This window comes from Micromonospora sp. SCSIO 07396 (assembly GCF_053667945.1).
Genome location: NZ_CM132210.1, coordinates 4,802,213 through 4,817,933 on the forward strand (window position 1 = coordinate 4,802,213; position 15,721 = coordinate 4,817,933).

Below are 15,721 nucleotides of genomic sequence, written 5' to 3' on the forward strand. Positions count from 1 at the left end.
CAGCGCTCCGCAGCGCCGATGAGCGGCGTGCGTCCACACCGGATGATGGAGACATGGGTGAGGTCTTCCGCCGCCGCCCGCCCGGCAGGCGGGTGGTGGTGCTGTTGGTGGCGGCGTTGCTGGCCGCCGCCGTGGCCATCGTGCTGCTCCGTCGTCCCGCCGATGGCACAACGCTGCGCCCCGGCTGGGCCGGCACCGAGCAGGCCGGCTGGATCGCCGGCATCATCAGCGCGGTGTTCTCCCTGGTCGGCACCGTCGCCGCCGTACAGGCCCTGCGCGTCGGCCGATCCGACCGTGCACCGGCGACCGGCCGTCTGGTGCAGGTCGGACGAGTGCCGCAGTCCGCATCCTGGTTCCAGGACCGACGCGCGCAGCTGGACCTGACCCGCGTCGCCCGGACCGGTCGCACCGCGGTGCTCACCCAGGTGCTCTCCGGTATGGGCGGTGTCGGCAAGACCCAACTCGCGGCCCAGTTCGCCCGGCGGCTGGCCCACACCGGCGAACTCGACCTGCTGGTCTGGATCACCGCCATCAGCCGGGACGCCATCCTCGCCGGTTACGCCCAGGCGGCCCGGCAACTCCACCTGGTCGATCCGACCGTGGACCCGGAGCAGGCCGCCTCGACGCTGCTGAACTGGTGCGAACGCACCGACCACCGCTGGCTGGTGGTGCTGGACAACCTCGACACACCGGCCCATGCGGCCGGCTGGTGGCCGCCCGCCAACCGCCACGGGCGCACGATCGTCACCACCCGCCGACGCGACGCCGTCCTCGCCGCCGAGGGACGCGTCCTGGTCGAGGTGGGGCTCTTCAGCGAGGTCGAGGCCGCAGGTTATCTGCACCGGGCCATCGCCGACCCGGGCCGGCTGGCCGAGGCCGGACAACTCGCCGCCGATCTCGGCCATCTGCCGCTGGCCGTCGCCCAGGCCGCCGCCTTCATCCGGGACCGGGGGCTCGACTGCGCCGGCTACCGCCGGCTACTCACCGACCGCCGGCGGCGGCTCGACGAGTTGGTGCCCCAGCCGGACGCCCTCCCCGACGACCACCGGGCGACGGTTGCGGCAACCTGGTCGCTGTCTATCGACGTCGCGGACGCGGCGGTTCCCACCGGCCTGGCCCGGCCGGTGCTGAACCTCGTCGCGCTGCTCGACCCCAACGGTGTCCCCACCGCGCTGCTCACCACCGCGCCCGTCCTGGCCTACCTCTCCGACGCCCGCGGGGCCGACGGCGCGGTTACGACAGATGTCGACGACGTGGATCGAGCCCTGCACAACCTGCACCGGCTCAACCTGATCACGCACGATCCGCATGGGGGTGCCCTGCGGGCGCATGCACTGGTGCAGCGCGCCACACGCGACCAACTCGTCGAGAAGCAACTCGCCCGGATCACCCGGGTCGCCGCCGGCGCGCTGCTGAGCCGGTGGCCCGAGACCGAGACCCGTCCCGCCGTGAGTCAGGCGTTCCGGGCCAACGCCGTAGCGCTGCACGACCACGTCGGCGACCTGCTGCTCGCCAACGACCTGCACGACGTGTTGATCCGCCTCTACAGCAGCCTGGGGGAAGCTGGACTGGTCCGGGCCGCCTGCGCCGGCTCGGAGCAGGCCATCGCCGACTCCGCCCGGCTGAACGGGCCGGACCATACCGCCACTCTCGCATTCCGCCTGCTGCACGCCTTCTACCAGGGGCGGGCCGGAGATGCCGCCAGGGCTGCGGAGGAGTTCACCACGCTGACTGCCGACTGCGTCCGGGTGCTCGGCCCGGACGCCCACCTCACCCTGACCACCCGGCACAACATCGCCTTCTGGCGGGGGGAGGCGGGCGACCCCGCCGGTGCCGCCGAAGCCACCGCCGAGGTCCTCGCCGACCGGCTCCGCGTGAACGGCCCAGACCATCCGGAGACGCTGAACACCCGAGGAAGCCTGGCCTGGCTACAGGGAGAGGCGGGTGAACATGCCGAGGCAGTCGTCGCACTCCGTGAACTGCTCGCCGACTGCCGGCGGCTACTGGGTCCCGAACACCACGTCACCCTGAAAGCCCGCAGCGGCCTGGCCTTCCAGCTCGGCGCATCCGGAGATCACGCCGCCGCCGTTACCGAGACCCGGACCCTGATCGCGGACTACACCCGGATTCTCGGCGTCGAACATCCACTGACGCTGACCGCGCACCGGAACCTGGCCTGGTGGCAGGGCTGCACGGGAGACCCGCAGGGTGCCACCGAAGCCCTGGAGGAGCTGCTCGCCACCTGCCTGCGGGTGTTCGGATCGGACCATCGGCTCACCGCGGACGCCACCGACGCCTTGACGTACTGGCGGCAGCATGAACAGTCCGACATCATCAGCGACGAGTGACCCGCCCGCCCGGGGTCAGAGCCCCAGCGCCGCCCGCAGGTAGCGCAGACCCTCCGGCCCGCTCCACCGGTACGCCGACAGCCCCGCCGCCCGCGCCCCCCGGACCGCCCAGTCCTCGTCGTCGACGAAGAGCACCCGGGCGGGCGGGGTCTCCAGGGCGGCACAGGCGGCCTGGAAGTACTCCTTCGCCGGCTTGTGCACCCCGACCACCGAGGAGTTGACCACCACGTCCAGCTCGCCGACCAGACCCAGCTCGGCGAGGTCGGTGTCGAGCAGGTCGGTGGCGTTGGTACCGAGACCGACCCGGACGCCGCCGGCCCGCGCCGCGCGGACGAGGGCAAGCACGTCGGCGTCGACCTCGCCCCGGTAGCGCTGCCACTGCTCGACCGCCGCCCGCGCCCGCTCCGGCCCGACCGACTCGCTCAGCGCGTCGGCCACACTGGACATCCAGTCGGCGTGGCTGACCTGCCCGGTCAGCACCGGTTGCAGCCGCCCCCAGTGCATGGCGATCTCGCCGAGCACCCCGGCGGCGAGGCCGTACTCCCGTTCGACGCCGGCGGCCACCGCCGGGTCCCAGTGCCGCAGCACGCCGTCGAAGTCGAGCAGGAGCGCCGTCGGCCGTTCCCGTGCCACTAGTGATTCTCCTCGTGTCCGTCGGACCGCTCGGCGTCGGTCCGGTTGAGCCGTTGGCTGATCACCTGGGTGACCCCGCTGCGCATGGTCACGCCGTAGAGCGCGTCGGCGATCTCCATGGTCCGTTTCTGGTGGGTGATGACGATCAGCTGGCTCTTCTCCCGCAACTGGGCCAGCAGGGTGATCAACCGGCCCAGGTTCACGTCGTCGAGGGCCGCCTCCACCTCGTCCATGATGTAGAACGGGCTGGGCCGGGCCCGGAAGATCGCCACCAGCATCGCCACCGCGGTCAGCGACCGTTCGCCGCCGGAGAGCAGCGACAGCCGCTTGATCTTCTTGCCGGGCGGCCGGGCCTCCACCTCCACGCCGGTGGTGAGCAGGTCGTCCGGCTCGGTGAGGATCAACCGGCCCTCGCCGCCGGGGAACAGCACCGTGAAGACCTGCTCGAACTCGCGGGCGGTGTCTTCGAACGCGCTGGCGAAGACCTCCAGGATGCGCTCGTCCACATCCTTGACCACGGTGAGCAGGTCACGGCGGGTGGCCTTGAGGTCCTCCAGCTGCTCGGAGAGGAACTTGAAGCGCTCCTCCAAAGCGGCGAACTCCTCCAGCGCGAGCGGGTTGACCTTGCCGAGCAGGGCCAACTCCCGTTCCGCCTTGGCGGCCCGCTTCTCCTGCACCGGCCGCTCATAGCGGACCGGCTCGGGCACCGGCAGGCCGTCGCGTTCGGCCGCCGCCACGTCCACCGGGGTCGGCGGGACGGGCTGGGTCGGGCCGTACTCGGCGACCAGGGTCTCCACGTCCAGGCCGAAGTCCTCGGCGGCCTTCGCCTCCAACTGCTCGATGCGCAGCCGCTGCTCGGCCCGGGCCACCTCGTCCCGGTGCACCTGGCTGGTCAACCGCTCCAGCTCCGCGCCGAGCCGCTTCGCCGCGCCGCGTACCTCCTGGAGTTCGGCCTCCCGGGCGGCGCGTTCGCGGGCGACCGCGTCGCGGTGCTCCTCGGCCCGCGCGATGGAGGTGCCGAGCCGGGTCAGCGCCTCGCGGGCACCGCCGACCACGGCGCGGGCGATCGCCGCGCCCCGGGTCCGGGCCGCCCGCCGAGCCGCCGCCCGCTCCCGGGCCGCCCGCTCGGCGGTGGCCTGCCGGGCCAGCGAGTCGGCCCGGCCGGCGATCGAGGCCACCCGCTCCTCGGCGGTACGCACCGCGAGGCGGACCTCCATCTCGTTCTGCCGGGCCCGGGGCACCATCGCGGCGAGCTGGTCCCGCTCCTCAGTGGAGGGTTCCGCGTCGATCGGGGTGTCCTCGGCCAGCCGCAGCCGCTCCGCCAGCTCGGCGAGGGCGGCCAGGTCGCGTTCCCGGGCCGCCTCGGCGCGGGACCGGCTCTCGCCGAGCCGGTCGGTCTCCGCCTTCGCCGACCGGGCCGCCGCGCCCAGCTCGGCCAGCCGGCGGGCGGCGGCGTTACGGTGGCTCTCCGCTTCCCGCTTCGCGGCGGCGGCGTGCTGCACCGCTTCCTTGGCCGCAGTCACCTCGGCCCGGGCGTCGACGAGCTGGTCGCGCAGCTCGGCGGCCGTCCGCTCAGCGGTGTGCCGGTTGGTGCGGGCCTCCTCCACGGCGGCCTGCACCTCGATGAAGCTGGCCGCCTTGGCCGACCCGCCGGCCGCCGCGTACGCCCCGACCACGTCACCGTCCGGGGTGACCGCGCGCAGCTCCGGGTTGCCGGCGACCAGCTCGGCGGCGGCGGCGAGGTCGTCGACCAGCGCCACGTCACGCAGCGCCCGGTGCACGGCGGGACGCAGCTCGGGGGCGCACTCCACCAGGTCCGGGGCCCATCTGGCGGTCTCCGGCAGCCGGGGGCGCAGCGCGTCGGCGGAGCCGGTCATGCCGGGGCCGGCGGGGCTGCCGACCAGCAGGCCGGCCCGGCCGGCGTCGGAGATCTTCAACAGCCGCATCGCCTCGACGGCCTCGTCGACACCGGTGACCGCGACCGCGTCGGCCAGCCCGCCGAGCGCGGCGGCGAGCGCGGCCTCGTGGCCGGCGGCGACGGTGAGCAACCCGGCCAGGCTGCCCAGCAGACCGGGCACCTCGTCGGCGCGGGCGAGCAGCGCCCCGGCACCGTCCTTGCGGCGCAGCCCCAGGGCGAGCGCCTCCTCGCGGGCCTTCCACGTCGCGGCGTCCTTCTCGGCGGCCCGTTCGGTGTCGGCCAGCGCCCGGACGGTGGCCTGCGCCCGCTCGTGGGTGGCCACCGCCTCGGCGTGCCGGTCGTCGAGTTCGGCGTTGTCCCGGTCGGCCTCGGTGGACTGTTCGGCGACCGCGTCCAGCTCGGCCTGGGCCTGGTCGGCGCGGGCCAGCGCGTCGGCGTGGGCGGCGGCGAGCCGGTCGATCTCCTCACCGGCGCTGGTGGTCCGCGCCTGCGCCGAGTTCACCTGCCCGGTCAGCCGGGCCAGCCCCTCCCGCCGGTCGGCGATCGCCTTGGCGGCGGCGACCAGTTCCCGCTCGGCGGCGGCGAGCTGCCGTTCCAGCTCCTGCCGGTGCTCGACGGCCTCGGCGAGCCGGATCTGGTCGTCGGTGAGCGCCGCGCGCAGCTCCTCCTCCTGCTCGCGGACCCGCTGCGACTCGGCCTCCAGCTGGTCGGGGTCGCGGCCGGGGCGCTCGTCGTCGCCGGTGGCGCTGAGGTGACGCAGCCGCTCCCGGGCCAGTTGCTCCACCGAGCGGAACCGTTCGGACAGGGCGGAGAGCTTGTACCAGGTATCCTGGGCGGCGGCGAGCAGCGGCGCATCCTCGGCCAGCGCCGCCTCCAGCTCACCGAGGCGGCCCTGGACCTCGACGTGCTCACCCTCGATCTGTTCGCGCCGCTCCCGCAGCGCCGTCTCGTCGGCGATCTCCTTGTCCAGGGTGACCCGCAGGGTGTGCAGGTCGTCGGCGAGCAGCCGGAGCCGGGCGTCGCGCAGGTTGGCCTGGATGGCGGCGGCCCGGCGGGCCACCTCGGCCTGTCGCCCCAGCGGCTTGAGCTGACGGCGCAGCTCGGCGGTGAGGTCGGTCAGCCGGTTGAGGTTCGTCTGCATCGCGTCGAGCTTCCGCAGCGCCTTCTCCTTGCGCTTGCGGTGCTTGAGGACGCCGGCCGCCTCCTCGATGAACGAGCGGCGGTCCTCCGGCTTGGCGTGCAGCATGCCGTCCAGCCGGCCCTGACCGACGATGATGTGCATCTCCCGGCCGATGCCGGAGTCGCTGAGCAGCTCCTGGATGTCGAGCAGCCGGCACGAGTCGCCGTTGATCTCGTACTCGCTCTCGCCGGAGCGGAACATCCGGCGGGTGATGGAGACCTCGGTGTACTCGATCGGCAGCGCGCCGTCGGTGTTGTCGATGGTGAGGGTGACCTCGGCCCGGCCCAGCGGCGCCCGACCGGCGGTGCCGGCGAAGATGACGTCCTCCATCTTGCCGCCACGCAGCGCCTTGGCACCCTGCTCGCCCAGCACCCAGGCGATCGCGTCGACGACGTTGGACTTGCCGGAGCCGTTCGGGCCCACCACGCAGGTGATCCCGGGCTCCAGCTTCAGCGTCGTGGCGGAGGCGAAGGACTTGAACCCCTTCACCGTCAGACTCTTGAGATGCACCTGTCCGATCCTCGTCCGGTGGCCACCGCAGGCATCGCGGGCTGCGCGGACCTGATGAACCCGCAGACTAACCCGTGGGTACGCGGTGACCGGCACGCGACCCGCCCCGGCGTCCCCGGTCGCACCGCGCACTCGGGGGTGGAATTGATCGGAGTGCGCCACGCCACATCGGTTCGCAAGATCGCGAATTGGTGGGCGGTAGAAATGTGGCGGACAGCACTGCGCGCCGGCACAAAAGTGTCGGCGCGCTTTTTCGCGGTGGTGCTGTTCAGTTTTCTGCGATGCCGAGGATCAGGTGAGCGCCGGCTCGGCCAGCCGGAGGAGGTCGTCCACCTCCGCCGCAGCCGCCGCAAGCCGATCGTTGTCGGCACGCAGGCGCGTGATCTCGAACTCCAGGGCCTGCACCCTGGAACGCAGTCGGGTGACCTCGTCGAGCAGACGCCGGTCGGGCGCTGCACCTACGTGGCCGTAGAGGGCCTTCGCCATGCTGACTCCTTGATATGCGCTGCCGGAAAAGCCGGCCAACGCGCGCCCATTTCGTGTTCGCGACTACTACCAGGCCATCGGAATCCGGGCGTGGCTGGGCGCGACTGGCGACACCTACATATTGAGCGACAACCCCTCGTTCGTCAAGTTCTCGCAGGCCGTAGATCATCTCCACGTCTGCCCTGTGCACGTGCCGAGGGGGCCGCAAGGCTCGGACACTCTCTGTCCGGACTTCTTGACTCTACGCCTCCCCCGCCGGGTACGGTGACCCTGAACGGTCGCCCCGCCTTAACTCTTCCTTAGCCACATTGCCGCTGTTCCGTGGCCGCCGTAGCGTCACCCCGGCCCGCAAGCGACCCGTGGAGGCGACAGGCGTGTACGGCTGGACCGATCCGAACGACCCGGACGCCGCATACCGACGGCCGCAGCCGTCGACGGACGACCCGGCCTGGCTGACCGACCGTCCCGAGCCCCGCTCGGCGTACCTCTTCGGTGACGACCCGACGCCGGACGGCCCGGATCGGACCGGCCCCGACCCGGCCGGCACCTCCGCCGGGCGCTTCGCGGGTGGACCCGACCGCTGGGCCGCCGGACCGCCCCCCGCCGGTGACCACCGGACCGACGCGGCACCCGGCCAGCACCCGGCGGAACCGACCGGAACGTGGCGGAACGAGCCGGCGGACCGGTGGCGCGACGAGCCGACCGGCCGGTGGACCGCAGCGGCCGCCGAGCAGTGGCCGGCCACCGACCGGACCGACCGTCGGCAGGACGAACCGACCGGGACCTGGCAGGACGACCGGACCGACCGCTGGCAGGCTGACCAGACCGGTTCCACGCAGAGCGGGCACGCCGGTTCGTGGCAGGACACGCCGACCGGGCAGTGGCAGGGCGAAACCGACGGGCAGTGGCAGGGCGAACCGGCCGGTGGCTGGCAGGGCGGGCACGCCGACCGGTGGCCGGACACGCAGGGCGGGCAGACCGACCGGTGGCACGGCGAGCAGGCCGGGACGTGGGGTGGCGAGCAGGCCGGGCCGTGGCACGGCGATGCCGCCGACCGCTGGCAGGACACCCACGGTGAGCCGGCCGACCGGTGGCAGGACGAGCAGACCGGGCAATGGCAGGGCGAACCGGCCGGGACGTGGGGCGGGGACACGCACCCGGCCACCGAGCAGGACGGGCCCTGGGTGGGCGGACCGGACGGGCGGCAGGCGTACCTGAGCGGAGCCGGTTCCGGGCCTGCCGACCGGAACGCCACCGTGCTTGCCTCGGCGGTCGTGCCGGCCGGCGGACCGACGACACCCACCGGCAACGGCCGGCCGACACCCACCGGCCCCGGCCGGCCGCGTCGCCGGCTGAAGCGTCCAGTGCTGATCGGTGGGGCCGCCGCGGCGGCGACCCTGGTGGTGAGCCTCGGCATGGGCGCGCTGCTGCTGCCCGACGACGACGGCAACGCCGACCGGGCCGCCCTCGATGAGCCGGTGGCCACCGCGCCGGTCATCCCGGACACCGCCCCGGACACCAGCGCCCCGGCCTCCCCCAGCGCGTCGCCGAGCCCGGCACCGACGTCGGCGAGCCCGTCGCCGAGCCGGACCGCCACCCCGACGCCCACCCCGAGCCGGACCCAGGCGGCGTCGCGGCAGACCGCCCGGGGCGGCTCCGGCACCGTGGCCCCGGCCGCCCCCACCACCACCCGGGCGGCGGCCAGCGGCGGCGGTGGGGGCAGCCAGGCCCAGCAGGTCGTCGACCTGGTCAACGCCGAGCGGGCCAAGGCCGGCTGCGCGGCGGTCACGGTGGACGCCAAACTGACCCTCGCCGCCCAGCAGCACAGCCAGGACCAGGCCGACCACGAGACCATGACGCACACCGGCAGCGACGGCAGCAACGCCGGGCAGCGGCTGGACCGGGCCGGCTACGCCTGGCGCACCTACGGCGAGAACGTCGCCTGGAACCAGCAGACCCCGGCCGCGGTGATGGACGCCTGGATGAACAGTTCCGGCCACCGGGCCAACATCCTCAACTGCGCGTTCACCGAGATCGGCGTCGGGGTGGCCAACGGCAACGGGCCGTACTGGACGCAGGACTTCGCCGCCCCGCGCTGACCGGGGGACGGCCGGCCCCCGGCGACGACGTGACCGCGTCGTCGCCGGGGGCTTCTCGTTTGACCGGGTGAGGCGTGCGGCGTACCGCACGGGACCCGGGAGCCGCCGATGCGCATCCGGCCGTCAGCGTCCGCGACGCGCGGCGGGTCGCCCCTGCCCACCCGGCCGCCGCGCCACCACCCGGCCCGCCGGGTGCTGCCGGCCACGCTGGCGCTCGCCCTGCTGACCCCGGTGTACGCCTGCCGTCCCGACCTCGGACCGCCCGGTGCACCGACCCCGTGGCCGCCCGGCGTGGCCCGGCAGTGGCGGTGGCAGTGGCAGCTCACCGGCCCGGTCGACACCACCGTCGACGCCGACGTCGTGCTGCTCGACCCGGTCCGGGTGAGCACCGCCGAGACCGGGGAACTACGTCGGCGTGACCGGCGGCTGATCTGTCACGTGCCCGTCGGGACGTACGCCGGCACGGACCCGGACGCCGACCGCTACCCGGCGGCGGTGCGCGGCGGTGCCGCCGGACGGCCCGGCACCCGGTGGGTGGACGTCAGGCGGTGGGACCTGCTGCGACCCGTCCTGGCCGACCGGTTCCGGCTCTGCCGGGGCAAGGGGTTCGGCGCGGTGGCCCTCATCGACGCCGACGGGTACGCCCACCGGTCGGGTTTCCCGCTCGGCTTCGACGACCAACTGCTGTTCAACCGGCGCACGGCCGGGCTGGCCCGCTCCCTGGACCTCTCCCCCGGCCTGGTCGGCGACGTCGATCAGGTGGCCGCCCTGGCACCGGACTTCGACTTCGCGGTCGACCAGGAGTGCGTCAGGTTGCGCCGCTGTGCACGGCTGCTCCCCTTCGCCGACGCACACAAACCGGTGTTCCACGTCGAGTACGCCGGTGACCCGGAGCAGTTCTGCGTGACCAGCACCGGCTACGGCTTCGCCTCGATCCGCAAGCACCGGCAGCTGGACGCCTGGCGGGTGCCCTGTCCCGGCGTCGGCGGGCCGGTCCCCGGCACACCACGGTGACCCGGACCGCGCGGTGCGGTCCGGGTCACCCGTGCCGCCGGTCACGGCGCTGCACCACCCGGGCGGGCGGCCACCGGCGGCGGGTCGGTCGGCCGGTCAGTGTGCCCCGACCAGCTCCGGCGTCGGTTCGGCCGGCGGGGTGGCGGCCTGCCGGTCGCGGCGGCGCAGGAAGCGGGGGGCCCACCAGTTGGCCTCGCCGAGCAGGGTCATCACCGACGGCAGCACCACCGCCCGGATGATCGTGGCGTCCAGCAGGATCGCCGCCGCCAGCCCGATGCCGAGCTGCTTCATGTCGATCGTGCTGAGCGAGGCGAAGATCGCGAACACCCCGACCATCACGATCGCCGCGCTGGTCACCACCCCGGCCGAGGAGGTGATGCCGTAGGCGACCGCGTCGGCGTTGGACCGGCCGGCGCGGATGCCCTCCCTGATCCGGCTGACCACGAAGACGTGGTAGTCCATGGAGAGCCCGAAGAGCACCACGAACAGGAACAGCGGTAGCCAGGAGACGATCGCCCCCATCGAGGTGAAACCGAGCAGGTCCTGCGCCCACTCGCCCTGGAAGACCAGCACCAGCAGGCCGTAGGCGGCCCCGGCGGAGAGCAGGTTGAGCAGGATCGAGGTGAGGGCGACCACCACCGACCGGAACGTCCAGGTCATCACCAGGAAGGTCAGCGCCAGCACGAACGCCATCACCAGCGGCAGCTTCTCCTTGATGTGCCGGGCGTAGTCCTCGCTGGCGGCGACCCCGCCGCCCACGGCGTACTCGACGCCGGGGATGCCGCGCAGCGCGGCCGGCAGCAGGTCGTCGCGGAGTTCGTGCAGGGAACGCACCGACCGGTCGTCCCGGCTGGCGTACGGGGTGGCCACCTCCAGCACGGACACCCGGCGGTCCGCCGATACCTCGATCTTCGGGCCGTCCGCCTCGGCCGGGGCGAACAGCGGGTCGGCGGCGGCGGTGCGGGCCAGCCCGGTCAGCGCGGCCCGCACCCGGTCGGCCTGCTCGGCGGGGGCCCGTACGGCGACCGTGTGGCTGGTGCCGGTGCTCGGGAAGGCGGCGGTCAGCCGGTCGTACGCCTGCATGGCCGGGGTGGTCCGGGGCAGGTCCTCCATGCCGGGGAACTTCAGCTTCATGCCGAGGGCCGGAGCGGCCAGGGCGAGCAGCAGCCCCACCGAGACGATCAGGGTGGCCCGGGGTGCGCGCAGCGCGGGCCGCAGCACCGCCGGCCAGAACCGGGGCCGGGCCGGCTGCCCGTGCCGCCCGGCGCGGGGGGCGGTGAGCCGCCACAGCAGCGGCACCCGGGGCCGGTCCACCCAGCGGCCCAGCTTGGCCAGCAGCGCCGGCAGCACGGTCAGCGAACCGGTCACCGCGACGGCCACCACCAGGATCGAACCGACGGCGAGGGAGGAGAAGACCACGTCGTCGGCGAGCATCAGGCCGGCCATCGAGATGATCACCGCGAAGCCGGAGACGACCACGGCGTGCCCGGACGTCTCTGCGGCGATCTCCACCGCGTCCAGCCCGGACCGGCCCTTGGCCCGTTCCTCCCGTTCCCGTCGGACGTAGAACAGCGAGTAGTCCACCCCGACGGCCATCCCGATCAGCAGGATCACGCTGGAGGTGGTGTCGGTGGCGGGCACCAGGTGGGAGGCGAGGGTGGACAGTCCCATCGCGGCGGCCACCGAGGAGAGCGCCAGCAGCACCGGCACCCCGGCGGCGATCAGCGCGCCGAACGCGACGATCAGGATGGCCAGGGTGACCGGCAGGCTGAGCAGCTCGGCCCGCTTGAAGTCCCGGCCCAGGGTGTCGTCCAGCGCCTGGTTGATCGACGGCCCACCGACCTGCTCGATCCGCAGCTGTGGGTGGGCGGTCTGGACCCCGGCGGTGGCGTCGCGCAGCGGCTGCACCCGGTCGGCGGCGGTCTCCGGGTCACCGGCCATGGTGACCGGCACCAGCAGCGCGGCACCGTCGGCCGACGGCACCGGCTCGCCCACCGACGCCACCCCGGTGACCTGCCGCAGCCGGTCGGCCGCGTCGGTCGCCGCGGCCTGCGCGGCGGCCCGGTCCAGGGTGCCGGTACGCGGGGTGATCAGGATGTTCTCCACCGCCGGGTCGGTGAACTCGCCCGAGGTGACGATCACGTCGGCGTGACCGGACTCGCCGATCGCCTGGTCGGCCTGGGTGGCCTCGTTCAGGCCGGCGGCGTTGCCCCCGACGAAACACACCGCCACGAAGACCACCCAGAGCGCGATCGCGCGCCACGGGTGCTCCGCGCTCCACCGTGCCAACCGCACCGTCACCGGTCTGCCGCCCATCTGAGTCGGGCCCCCTTCCCGCCGGCGCCCTGCCGACCGTGCTGACGCTAGGGACGGCGACGCCGGGGCACATCGGGGAACGGCCCCGGCCCGCCCCCGAGGACGCGGGAGCGGTCGGGTCGGGCCGACCGGGACGACCGATCGGGTGGATCGGGGAAAATCCGGCGGCGTCCCGGGGTGGCGTCGGCGCGGCACACCGGCGCAACCCCGAACCGGATCGGGGTCAGCCCCTGAGGGCACCCCGGGGCCGGGGCTGACAGCGGGGGCAGCTGTACGACGACCGGTTCATGAACGCCTCCCGACGGATCGGCGCGCCGCACCGCCGGCAGGGCTCACCCTCCCGGCCGTAGACGTTCAGCGACCTGTCGAAGTAGCCGCTCTCCCCGTTGACGTTGACGTACAGGTCGTCGAAGCTGGTGCCGCCCTGCGTGATCGCCTCGCCGAGGACGTCCCGCACGTGCCCGAGCAGCCGGCCCGCAGCGGGGGCGGTCACCGCGTCGGTCGGGCGGGCGCCGTGCAGCCGGGCCCGCCACAGGGCCTCGTCGGCGTAGATGTTGCCCACCCCGGACAGCAGCGTCTGGTCCAGCAGGGCCCGCTTGACCTCGGTACGCCTGCGGCGCAGGGCGGCGACGAACCCGGCGTCGGAGAACTCCGGGTCCATCGGGTCGCGGGCGATGTGGGCGATCTCGGCGGGCAGTTCGGCGCCGCCCTCGCTGACCGCGAGCCCGCCGAACGTGCGCTGGTCGACGAAGCGCAGTTGTGGGCCGTCGTCGGCGAACCGGAACCGGACCCGCAGGTGCAGTTCGTCGGCCGCCTCGGCCGGCTGGAGCAGCAACTGCCCCGACATGCCCAGGTGGCCGACGATCGCGTCACCGCTGTCCAGTGGCAGCCAGAGGTACTTTCCGCGCCGCCGCACGTCGGTCACCGTCCGGCCGGCCAGCACGTCGGCGAAGTGCGCCGCGCCGGGCAGGTGCCGTCGCACGGCCCGGGGGTGACGCACCTCCACCGTCGCGATCCGCCGGCCGGTGACCCACTGGGCCAGCCCCTGCCGTACGGTCTCGACCTCGGGCAGTTCAGGCACGACCCAGTCCCGCCTCGGCGGTTTCGTCCCCCGCCGGCACCGCCGCGTCGGCGGCCGGTCCGTCGCCGTCGGCCCCCACCGTGCCGTCGCCGCTGGACCCGGTCGGGCTATCGCCGGTGGACCCGGGCGGGCCGGCTGGGGCGGACCCGGGCGACGCGTCGGCGTCGGCCGGCCCGGTGCCGGCCCGGTCCTGCTCGGCCTGGGCGGTGAGTTCCCGCCAGGCCGCCTCGGCGGCCCGCTGCTCGGCCTCCTTCTTGCTGCGCCCCTCCGACCCGCCGTAGCGGTTGCCGGCCACCACCACCCAGGCGGTGAAGGTCTTCAGGTGGTCCGGGCCGGTGCCCTCGATCCGGTACTCGGGCACCCCCAGGCCCAGCGCGGCGGTCAACTCCTGGAGGCTGGTCTTCCAGTCCAGCGCCGCGCCCCGGCCCGCCGACTCGGCCATCAGCGGATCGAACAGCCGGTGGATGACGACCGCCGCGGTGTCCAGCCCGTGCTGGAGGTAGATCGCGCCGAGCAGCGCCTCCAGGGTGTCGGCCAGGATGCTCGCCTTGTTCCGCCCGCCGGTGGTCTCCTCGCCCTTGCCGAGCAGCAGGTAGGCGCCGAGCCCGTCCGGGCCGAGGCCCCGGGCCACGTCGGCCAGGGCACGCATGTTGACCACGCTGGCCCGCAGCTTGGCCAGTTGCCCCTCGGGCAGGTCGGGGTGGTTACGGAACAGCGCCGTGGTGATCACCACACCGAGCACCGAGTCGCCGAGGAACTCCAACCGCTCGTTGGTGGGCAGCCCGCCGTTCTCGTACGCGTACGACCGGTGGGTCAGGGCCCGCTCCAGCAGCTCGGCGTCGAGTGTCACCCCGAACGCCGCCTCCAGGTGGCTGACGGGTGCACGCCGCCGCTTGTCGTTGCTCATGTTCCTACCTCTGCTTCGGTCCCGCCGGGGTACGCGGGCGGATGACCCGCGTGCCGGGCGACGGGTGCGTTCTGGACCGCCGGGTCGGCCGGCGCGGGTCCGCTGTCCACGGCCACCCCGTGGACCCGGTCGGCGGCGGAACGGGTGGGGGCGTCCTCCCGCTCCGGGTCGGCTCCGTCGCCTGCGGGAACGAGCGCGACCTGCTCCCGGACCTGGTCGGTGGCCCGGCGACGCCAGAGGTGGGCGGCCAGGGCGATACCGGAGGCGACGTCGTCCGGGGTGGCCGCGCCGTGGCAGACCACCACCGTCCCGGCGACCCCGAGCAGGGCCGCCGCCCGCGGCGCCCCGCCGCTGGTCGGTGGGCCCCCGGCCATCGCGTACGCCCCCTCGATGGCCTTGAGCAGGATGTTGCCGGTGAAGCCGTCGGTGACCACCACGTCGGCGCGGATGCCGGACGTCACGTCGTACCCCTCGACCAGGCCGACGTAGCGGGCGTCGCCGGGCAGCGCGGTGGCGGCGAGCAGGGGGTCGGCAATGCGGCGCGGGCGGTCCCCCTTGCCGGCCTCGGTGCCGACCGAGAGCAGGCCGACCCGGGGGGCGGCGACGGCGTGGGCGACGGCGGCGTAGGCCGCGCCGAGCACGGCGTGCCGGGCCAGGGTGGCCGGGCGGGGTTCCAGCGAGCCGCCGACGTCGAGCAGGACCACCGGGCCGGAGACGGCCGGGAGCGTCGCCACCAGCGCGGGCCGGCGCACGTCGGGCCAGCGGCCGAAGCCGAGGGCGGCGGCGGAGACGGTGGCGCCGGTGGACCCGGCGGAGACGAGCGCGTCGGCGGCACCGTCGCGGACGGCGGAGACGGCGGCCCGGACGGTGCTGTCGGCGCGGGGCGCGTGCTCGGTGGGCCCGGCGGCGGTGCGGGTGGCGCGGATGGTGATCCGGGTCCGTTGCGCCGGGGTCAGGGCGTCGACGATCCCGGCCGCGACCTCGGTCGGGCCGACGAGCAGCAGGTGCAGGTCCGGGTCGGCCCGCACCGCCCGCAGAGCGCCGTCAACCACGACGGCGGGAGCATCGTCCCCGCCGAGGAGGTCAACGGCGATCCGCGCGGTGCCCGGCCCCCTCGTCGCGCCGGCCGGATCAGGCCGGACGGCATCGGAGGGGGCCGGAGCACCGGGCGATCGCCGGGGTGCGCGCGCCACCCGACCTGTGGTCGGGGGTGTCACTCGGCGTCCAGG

General features: G+C 74.4%; 9 protein-coding genes and 1 pseudogene. 3 read left to right on the forward strand and 7 right to left on the reverse strand.

All coding sequences use genetic code 11. The features are described from left to right. The first annotated feature begins 53 nt into the window (after positions 1-53). The gene (locus tag ACWCHM_RS20575) at positions 54-2,348 is read left to right on the forward strand and encodes a tetratricopeptide repeat protein (RefSeq protein ID WP_204956855.1); all 2,295 of its coding nucleotides are present in this window, start codon (positions 54-56) and stop codon (positions 2,346-2,348) included. Between the two features lie 15 nt (positions 2,349-2,363). On the opposite strand, the gene ACWCHM_RS20580 is transcribed toward ACWCHM_RS20575, so the two are convergent. The 3 genes from ACWCHM_RS20580 to ACWCHM_RS20590 all read right to left on the reverse strand — a co-directional run bounded on the left by ACWCHM_RS20580 (position 2,364) and on the right by ACWCHM_RS20590 (position 7,075). Further along, positions 2,364-2,981: an HAD family hydrolase gene (locus ACWCHM_RS20580; protein ID WP_204956854.1), complete on the reverse strand. Its 618-nt coding sequence runs from the start codon at positions 2,979-2,981 to the stop codon at positions 2,364-2,366. Next, a complete protein-coding gene (smc, locus tag ACWCHM_RS20585) occupies positions 2,981-6,589 on the reverse strand; it encodes a chromosome segregation protein SMC (RefSeq protein WP_454219413.1) in 3,609 nt (1,202 codons plus the stop codon). The genes ACWCHM_RS20580 and smc overlap by 1 nt, the downstream gene beginning before the upstream one ends. 291 nt (positions 6,590-6,880) lie before the next feature. Further along, on the reverse strand, positions 6,881-7,075 hold the full coding sequence (locus tag ACWCHM_RS20590; RefSeq protein WP_067305353.1) for a hypothetical protein: 195 nt from the start codon (positions 7,073-7,075) through the stop codon (positions 6,881-6,883). Positions 7,076-7,383: 308 nt separating this feature from the next. Between ACWCHM_RS20590 and ACWCHM_RS20595 the strand changes: the two genes are divergently transcribed. Together ACWCHM_RS20595 and ACWCHM_RS20600 are read left to right on the forward strand one after the other, a co-directional pair. Continuing rightward, a complete protein-coding gene (locus ACWCHM_RS20595) occupies positions 7,384-9,174 on the forward strand; it encodes a CAP domain-containing protein (protein ID WP_454219415.1) in 1,791 nt (596 codons plus the stop codon). 108 nt (positions 9,175-9,282) lie between these two features. Continuing rightward, on the forward strand, positions 9,283-10,188 hold the full coding sequence (locus ACWCHM_RS20600) for an endo alpha-1,4 polygalactosaminidase (RefSeq protein ID WP_454219416.1): 906 nt from the start codon (positions 9,283-9,285) through the stop codon (positions 10,186-10,188). 96 nt (positions 10,189-10,284) lie between these two features. Here ACWCHM_RS20600 and ACWCHM_RS20605 read toward each other — a convergent pair whose 3' ends face one another. The 4 genes and pseudogenes from ACWCHM_RS20605 to ACWCHM_RS20620 form a co-directional block, all read right to left on the reverse strand. Beyond that, a complete protein-coding gene (locus tag ACWCHM_RS20605; RefSeq protein ID WP_281899859.1) occupies positions 10,285-12,504 on the reverse strand; it encodes an MMPL family transporter in 2,220 nt (739 codons plus the stop codon). Positions 12,505-12,727: 223 nt separating this feature from the next. Next, entirely contained in the window at positions 12,728-13,585 is an 858-nt protein-coding gene (gene mutM / locus ACWCHM_RS20610; protein WP_454219417.1) for a bifunctional DNA-formamidopyrimidine glycosylase/DNA-(apurinic or apyrimidinic site) lyase, read from the reverse strand. Then, complete coding sequence (gene rnc, locus ACWCHM_RS20615) at positions 13,578-14,492, reverse strand: ribonuclease III (RefSeq protein WP_454219419.1); 915 nt, start codon at positions 14,490-14,492, stop codon at positions 13,578-13,580. Before rnc ends, mutM begins: the two co-directional genes overlap by 8 nt. Positions 14,493-14,638: 146 nt before the next feature. Further along, positions 14,639-15,586 (reverse strand): annotated as a pseudogene (locus ACWCHM_RS20620) (phosphate acyltransferase PlsX); the annotation flags it as partial. Positions 15,587-15,721 lie beyond the last annotated feature (135 nt).

Bases quoted from the DNA above. Each gene is read 5' to 3' on its own strand.
- ACWCHM_RS20575 (WP_204956855.1), top strand. From the start codon at position 54: ATGGGTGAGGTCTTCCGCCGCCGCCCGCCCGGCAGGCGGGTGGTGGTG.
- ACWCHM_RS20590 (WP_067305353.1), bottom strand. From the start codon at position 7,075: ATGGCGAAGGCCCTCTACGGCCACGTAGGTGCAGCGCCCGACCGGCGT.
- ACWCHM_RS20600 (WP_454219416.1), top strand. From the start codon at position 9,283: ATGCGCATCCGGCCGTCAGCGTCCGCGACGCGCGGCGGGTCGCCCCTG.
- ACWCHM_RS20605 (WP_281899859.1), bottom strand. From the start codon at position 12,504: ATGGGCGGCAGACCGGTGACGGTGCGGTTGGCACGGTGGAGCGCGGAG.
- rnc (WP_454219419.1), bottom strand. From the start codon at position 14,492: ATGAGCAACGACAAGCGGCGGCGTGCACCCGTCAGCCACCTGGAGGCG.